Genomic DNA, 6,033 nt, shown 5'->3' with positions numbered 1-6,033 from the left:
TCTGCGGTTTGACATCCATTTCTAATGGAATCAAACACTTACATTCAGGAAGTGTCGAACTTGTGCTGAACGGGCTGCGGCCCGCGCCCGCAGGCATGGCATGGGGGTCGATGCCCCAGGCGGCGTAGTGCGGCGCGAGCGTGGCGCGCCAGGCCGCCTCGCGCGCCAGGTCGGGTTCGGGCGGCTGGTGGCAGAAGAAGTTGACGCTGCAGGGCCGGTCGGTCTGCGCGCGGATGGCCGCCAGCTCGGCGCGCAGCGCGTCCACGCCGAGCGCGGCTGCGGGCAGCGAGCCCAGGCCGCCTGCATTGCATACGGCGGTGGCCAGGGCGCTGCCCTGCACGCCCGCCATTGGGGCCTGGATGACGGGCAGGGCGGTGCCCAGCAGTGCGGTGATCGTCGTTGGCATGGCGGGTGGCGGCGCGAGTGGTGATGCCCGCATGCTAGTGCAGTGTTCAACACTAAGCAGCACATAAAACCGCGCCTTTTGACGCATGGCGGCGTTGCAAATCCTCGCGATAGCGACGGCTATCGCTGTGGTTTGCGCCTTGCCCTGCGCCAAAACGCATCGCTTTTATCCTAGAAACGGCAGTTGGATGCGCCTGCCGGTGCCGTGATCGGGGTGCCAGGCAAGGCGCGACGACGCGGCGGGCTACTGCCCGCAAGGAGGAGCAACGCCGCATGGCGCGCCGAGCGCGGTGCTGGCAGGTGCATAGCGCTCTCACCCATGAGGTGAACGCCATCGAAGCCGTCAACGCTTGATTTCATGCGGCTTGTCAAGGGATACAAAGCGGTCAACTGCCGTTTCTAGGTTTATTGGTGCCGCCAAGCATCGAACACTGCACTAGGTTGGATGCTTCGCGGGCGCACCCGGCGCCGCGCCTCAGCCTTGCAACTGTTCGATGGTGTCCATCTGCATCTCGAAGCTGAAGAAGCGGTTGCGGCCCTGGGCCTTGGCGGCGTAGAGCGCCTCGTCGGCGCGCATGAGCATGGATTCGGCGCTGGTGCTCTCATCCGGGATGCAGGTGGTGATGCCGCCGGAGATGGTCAACTGCGAGCCCAGCGGCGAGTCGGGGTGGGCGATGGGGGATGTCTTCAGCAACTGGGTGAGTGCCCGCGCGAAGGTCATGGCGCCCGAGCGCGGGGTGTTGGGCAGGATCAGCGCGAACTCCTCGCCGCCGTAGCGCGAGGCCACGTCGCGCGGGCGCATGCAGACCTCCTTGAGCAGCAGGCCGATGTGGCGCAGGCAGGCATCGCCCTGCACATGGCCCGCAGTGTCGTTGTAGCGCTTGAAGTGGTCGATGTCGCAGAGCATCAGCGTGAGTGGCAAGTTCTCGCGCCGGCCCGCCAGGATCTCGCCGTACAGCAGGCGGTCGAGCCCGCGGCGGTTGACCAGGCCGGTCAGGGCGTCTACCTCCACCATCTCGTTGAGCCGCTGGTTGGCCTGGTGCAACTCCTCGGTCAGCGCCACCATGCGGCGGCGCATGTCGAGCAGGCGGCGCATGGCGCGCAGCTTGGCCACCAGCACGATGGGCTTGACGGGCTTGACGAGGTAGTCGTCGCCGCCGGCCTCGATGCCGCGCCACACGTCGAGGTCGCTGTCCAGGCCCGAGAGGAAGATGATGGGCGTCCAGCCGCCGGGCTCGGACTCGCGCATCTGCTGCGCCACCCAGTAGCCGTCCTGGCCCGGCAGGCGGATGTCGAGCAGCACCAGGTCGGGCCGGTGCAGCCTGAACTCGGCCAGCGCCGTGTCGCCGTTGGCGGCCTCCAGCACCTGGCGCACGCCCGCGCGGCGCAGCTCGGCGACCAGCGAGGCGCGCACCGACGCCTGGTCCTCGACCACGAGCACCGTGAACGGGGTGCCATCATCGCCGCTGGCGTTGATGCTGGAGGAAGGAGGGGTGGCGGGGCTGGTCATGTGCGTGTCTCCGGATGGTTGGATAGGTATAAACCCTTGATCGATTATCCGGCAGGCATTGCGGCCTGTGCGTGTCGGCGTCCTGTTGTCGTCCGCGCGCTACACGGCCCTGGCTCAGCCCTCGCGCCGCAGCGCGGGGAAGAGGATCACGTCGCGGATGCTCGGGCTGTCGGTCAGCAGCATCATCAGGCGGTCGATGCCGATGCCGCAGCCGCCCGTGGGCGGCAGGCCGTATTCGAGGGCGCGCACGAAGTCGTGGTCGAAGTACATGGCCTCGTCGTCGCCCGCGTCCTTGGCCGATACCTGCGCATGGAAGCGCGCGGCCTGGTCCTCGGCGTCGTTCAGCTCCGAGAAGCCGTTGCCGAACTCGCGGCCCGTGATGTACAGCTCGAAGCGCTCGGTCACCTCGGGGCGCAGGTCGTTGGCGCGCGCCAGCGGGCTGATCTCGGTCGGGTGCTCCATGATGAAGGTGGGCTGCCAGAGCTGGTCCTCCACCGTCTCCTCGAAGTAGAGCACCTGCAGGCCGGCGAGCGTGCGGGTGGACAGGCGGTCCTTCTCCTCGGAGAGGCCCAGCTTCTTGAGCGCGCTGGTGAGCCAGGCTGCGTCGTCCACGTGCGCGCCGGCCTCGGCGTACTGGAAGATCGCCTCGCGGATGGTCAGGCGCTGGAAGGGCTGCGACAGGTCCACGGCGCGGCCCTGGTAGGTGAGCTGCAGCGTGCCCGTGGCCTGCATCGCGGCGTCGCGCACGAGCTGCTCGGTGAAGTCCATCAGGTCGCGGTAGTTCCAGTAGGCCGCATAAAACTCCATCATCGTGAACTCGGGGTTGTGGCGCACGCTGATCCCCTCGTTGCGGAAGTTGCGGTTGATCTCGAACACGCGCTCGAAACCGCCCACCACCAGGCGCTTCAAGTACAGCTCGGGCGCGATGCGCAGGTACATCTGCTGGTCGAGCGCGTTGTGATGGGTGACGAAGGGCTTGGCGTTGGCGCCGCCCGGGATTGGATGGAGCATCGGCGTTTCCACCTCCAGGAAGCCGTGCGCCACCATGAACGCGCGCATCGAGGTCACCGCCTTGCTGCGCGCCACGAAGCGGCGGCGCGCGGCCTCGTCGGTGATCAGGTCGACGTAGCGCTGGCGGTACTTCTGCTCCTGGTCGGCCATGCCGTGGAACTTGTCGGGCAGCGGGCGCAGGCTCTTGGTCAGCAGGCGCAGGCGCGTCACCTTCACCGAGAGCTCCCCGGTCTTGGTCTTCATGAGCACGCCCTCGGCGCCCACGATGTCGCCCAGGTCCCAGTGCTTGAACTCGGCATAGGCCTCGTCTCCCAGGGCGTCGCGCGTCACGTAGAGCTGGATGCGCCCGCCGAATTCGCCCAGCGAGCCGTCCTGCAGCGTGGCGAAGCTGGCCTTGCCCATCACGCGCTTGAGCATCATGCGCCCGGCCACGCTGACGGCCACGGCCTGGGCTTCGAGCGCAGCGGGCTCGGCGGCGCCGAAGCGCTCGTGCAGGCCGGCGGCGCGGTCGCTCGGCTTGAAGTCGTTGGGGAAGGCCACGCCCCGGCCCTGCTGCTGCGCCGCGCGCAGGGCCTTGAGTTTCTCGCGCCGTTCGGCGATGAGCTGGTTTTCGTCCGGGGCGGCGGTGGGTGTGGGGGTCGGCATACGGGGGGCGTGGGCAAAAGGGTGAAAGGCCAAAGCCGGCCATTTTAGATTTCGGCGCGGCCCGCGGCGGCCACGGGCCATGGCGGTGGTGGCGCGGCCCGTGGCTGCGCCGCTATGATGCGCCATCGATTCCGGTTCGCCATTTCGCACACCACGCACGACGCCCGTCGCATGTTCATCTACCAGACCGCTTCCCTGTTGCTCGACGTCGTGGCCGGCTTGCTGGGCGGTGCCTGCCTGCTGCGGCTCTACATGCAACTGCAGCGCGTGCCGTTCGCCAATCCGCTGGGGCGTTTCGTGATCGCGGTGTCCAACTGGCTGGTGCTGCCGCTGCGCCGCGTGTTCCGCGCCGTGGGCCGCTTCGACGTGGCGAGCGCCCTCGGCGGCTGGCTCATCGTGCTGGCCAAGACGCTGCTGCTGTGGCTGCTGGCCGGCGCGCTGGACGTGTCGCTGGCGGCGCTGGCCATCGTGTCGGTGTTCGGGGTGCTGAAGCTCGCGGTGTCGGGGCTGATGGGGCTGATCATCGTACATGCCGTGCTCTCGTGGGTGCCCAACGCCGCCTCGCCCATGCAGTACCTGCTCGCGCTGCTGGTGGAGCCCGTGGTGCGGCCCGTGCGGCGCGTGGTGCCGGCCATCGGCGGCATCGACCTGTCGCCGCTGGTGGCGATCGTCGCCCTGCAGATCCTGAACATCGCGCTGGCGGCGATCGAGGCGCGTCTGCTGGGCCTGTAGGTGCCGGGCCTTTTACCCTGCTTCCTGGGGGGCGGGGGCCGGGCGACTGCGCACCCGCAGTCCAGGCAGTCTTTTCAAGATACTCCTGGGGAGTATGATGTGAACATGCGCTATTTATCTGCGGTGGCTGTATGGAGGTGGGGGAGTATGCTTGTCCGCCATGCCGGCGCGGGCGTGGCAGGCTTTTTCCTGATGCGCATCAAGGGCGGCGCGGTTCGCTCCAGGGTCGCCCAGGCCGCGGTCTAGAATCGGCCTGCCTTCTTCCTCCAGCAGCCCTTCGCCATGTCCCCGGTTCCCCCCGACCCCGATCCGCATGCCGGTGCGCAGGCCGGCGCGGGCGACTGGCTGCAGGTGGCTGCGGCCCTGGTGTGGCTGCCGCAGGCGGCGCTGGTGGCGCTGGGCATCGACCGCATCGCGCAGGGCGGCGGGTTGCGCGCCGTGCTGCTGCCGGCGCTGGCCGTGGCCGCGCTGGGCGCCGTGCGCGCAGGCATCGACGCTTGGGGCGTGCGGCGTGCCTTCCGCGCCGCGCGCGCCGCCGTTTCGCGGCTGCGCGCCGATGCCGCTCTGGCCCTGGCCGGGCGCTCGCCCATCGACATCCGCCGCGCCGCGTCGGGGCAGGCCGCCAGCGTGATCGGCGAGCAGGCCGACATGGTCACCGCCTACTTGGCGCGCTACCGTCCCGCGCAGCGCCGCGCCGCCATCGTGCCGCTGGCCATCGTGCTGGCGGTGGCGCCGCTGTCGTGGCTGGCGGCGCTCATCCTGCTGGTCGCGGCGCCGCTGATCCCGCTCTTCATGGCCTTGGTGGGCATGCGCGCCCAGGCGGCCAGCCGGGCCCAGATGGTGGAGATGGGCGGCATGAACGCCTTCCTGCTCGACCGTCTGCGCGGGCTGGCTACGCTGCGCGCGCTCGGCGCGGTGGACGCCACCGCCCAGGCCCTGCGGGCCAGCGCCGAGTCGCTGCGCGCGCGCACCATGGCCGTGCTGCGCATCGCGTTCCTGTCGTCGGCGGTGTTGGAGCTGTTTTCGGCCCTCGGCGTCGCGCTGGTCGCCGTGTACGTCGGCTTTCACCTGCTGGGGCACCTGGGCTTCGGCGCCTGGGGCGTGCGGCTGTCGCTGGCCCAGGGGCTGTTCGTGCTGCTGCTGGCGCCAGCGTTTTTCGAGCCGCTGCGCGACCTCTCCGCCGCCTGGCACGACAAGGCTGCCGGGCAGGCCGCCATGGCCGCGCTGCGGCAACTGGCGGAGCGCGGCACCGAACTCCCCGGCGGCCGCGCGCAGGCCGTGGAAGCACCGCTTGCCGCCCGCGCCGGCGCCGTGGCGGTGGACGTGCAGGGGCTGTGCTTTCACCATGCCGGCGCCGCCGCGCCGGTGGTCGATGGCTTCTCGCTGCACGTGCGCCCCGGCGAGCGCGTGGCGCTCGTGGGCACGAGCGGCGTGGGCAAATCGACCCTGCTGGCGCTGCTGGCCGGCCTGGCGCCCGCGCAGGCGGGGCGCATCGCCATCGACGGGGTGGCGCTGACGCCCGCCACCGCGCAGCGCCTGCGCGCGCGCATGGCCTGGGTGGGGCAGAAGCCCCACGTCTTCGCCGGCACGCTGGAGGCCAACGTGGCGCTGGGCCGCCCGCAGGTGGACGCGGCGCGGGCAGGCGCCGCGCTGCGCTTCGCGGCGCTGGACGCCGTGGCCGCGCGCCACGCGGGCGCCGTGCTGGGCGAGGGCGGCACGGGCCTGTCGGG

Annotated in this window: 5 protein-coding genes; 2 read left to right on the top strand and 3 right to left on the bottom strand. The window is 70.3% G+C overall.

Annotation, left to right across the window (positions count from 1 at the left end; all coding sequences use genetic code 11):
* From PY257_RS00625 to lysS, 3 genes are all read right to left on the bottom strand, one after another.
* On the bottom strand, positions 1 to 406 hold a 406-nt coding region (locus tag PY257_RS00625; protein WP_275737733.1), incomplete at its 3' end, for a nitronate monooxygenase.
* Between the two features lie 474 nt (positions 407 to 880).
* Entirely contained in the window at positions 881 to 1,915 is a 1,035-nt protein-coding gene (locus PY257_RS00620) for a GGDEF domain-containing response regulator (protein ID WP_275737731.1), read from the bottom strand.
* A gap of 114 nt (positions 1,916 to 2,029) precedes the next feature.
* Positions 2,030 to 3,571 carry a lysine--tRNA ligase gene (gene lysS, locus PY257_RS00615; protein WP_275737728.1) on the bottom strand — a complete coding sequence of 514 codons (1,542 nt, stop codon included), beginning with the start codon at positions 3,569 to 3,571 and terminating at the stop codon, positions 2,030 to 2,032.
* Between the two features lie 117 nt (positions 3,572 to 3,688).
* Between lysS and PY257_RS00610 the strand changes: the two genes are divergently transcribed.
* On the top strand, positions 3,689 to 4,303 hold the full coding sequence (locus tag PY257_RS00610) for a YggT family protein (protein ID WP_275737735.1): 615 nt from the start codon (positions 3,689 to 3,691) through the stop codon (positions 4,301 to 4,303).
* 282 nt (positions 4,304 to 4,585) lie between these two features.
* Positions 4,586 to 6,033, top strand: a 1,448-nt coding sequence (locus PY257_RS00605) for an ATP-binding cassette domain-containing protein (RefSeq protein ID WP_275737726.1), incomplete at its 3' end; no start/stop codon positions are given.

The sequence above is a fragment of the Curvibacter soli genome, assembly GCF_029211125.1.
GTDB lineage: Bacteria > Pseudomonadota > Gammaproteobacteria > Burkholderiales > Burkholderiaceae_C > Curvibacter_A > Curvibacter_A soli.
The sequence above is the reverse complement of the archived record's forward strand: the minus strand, read 5'-3'. Positions and strand labels throughout refer to the sequence as shown.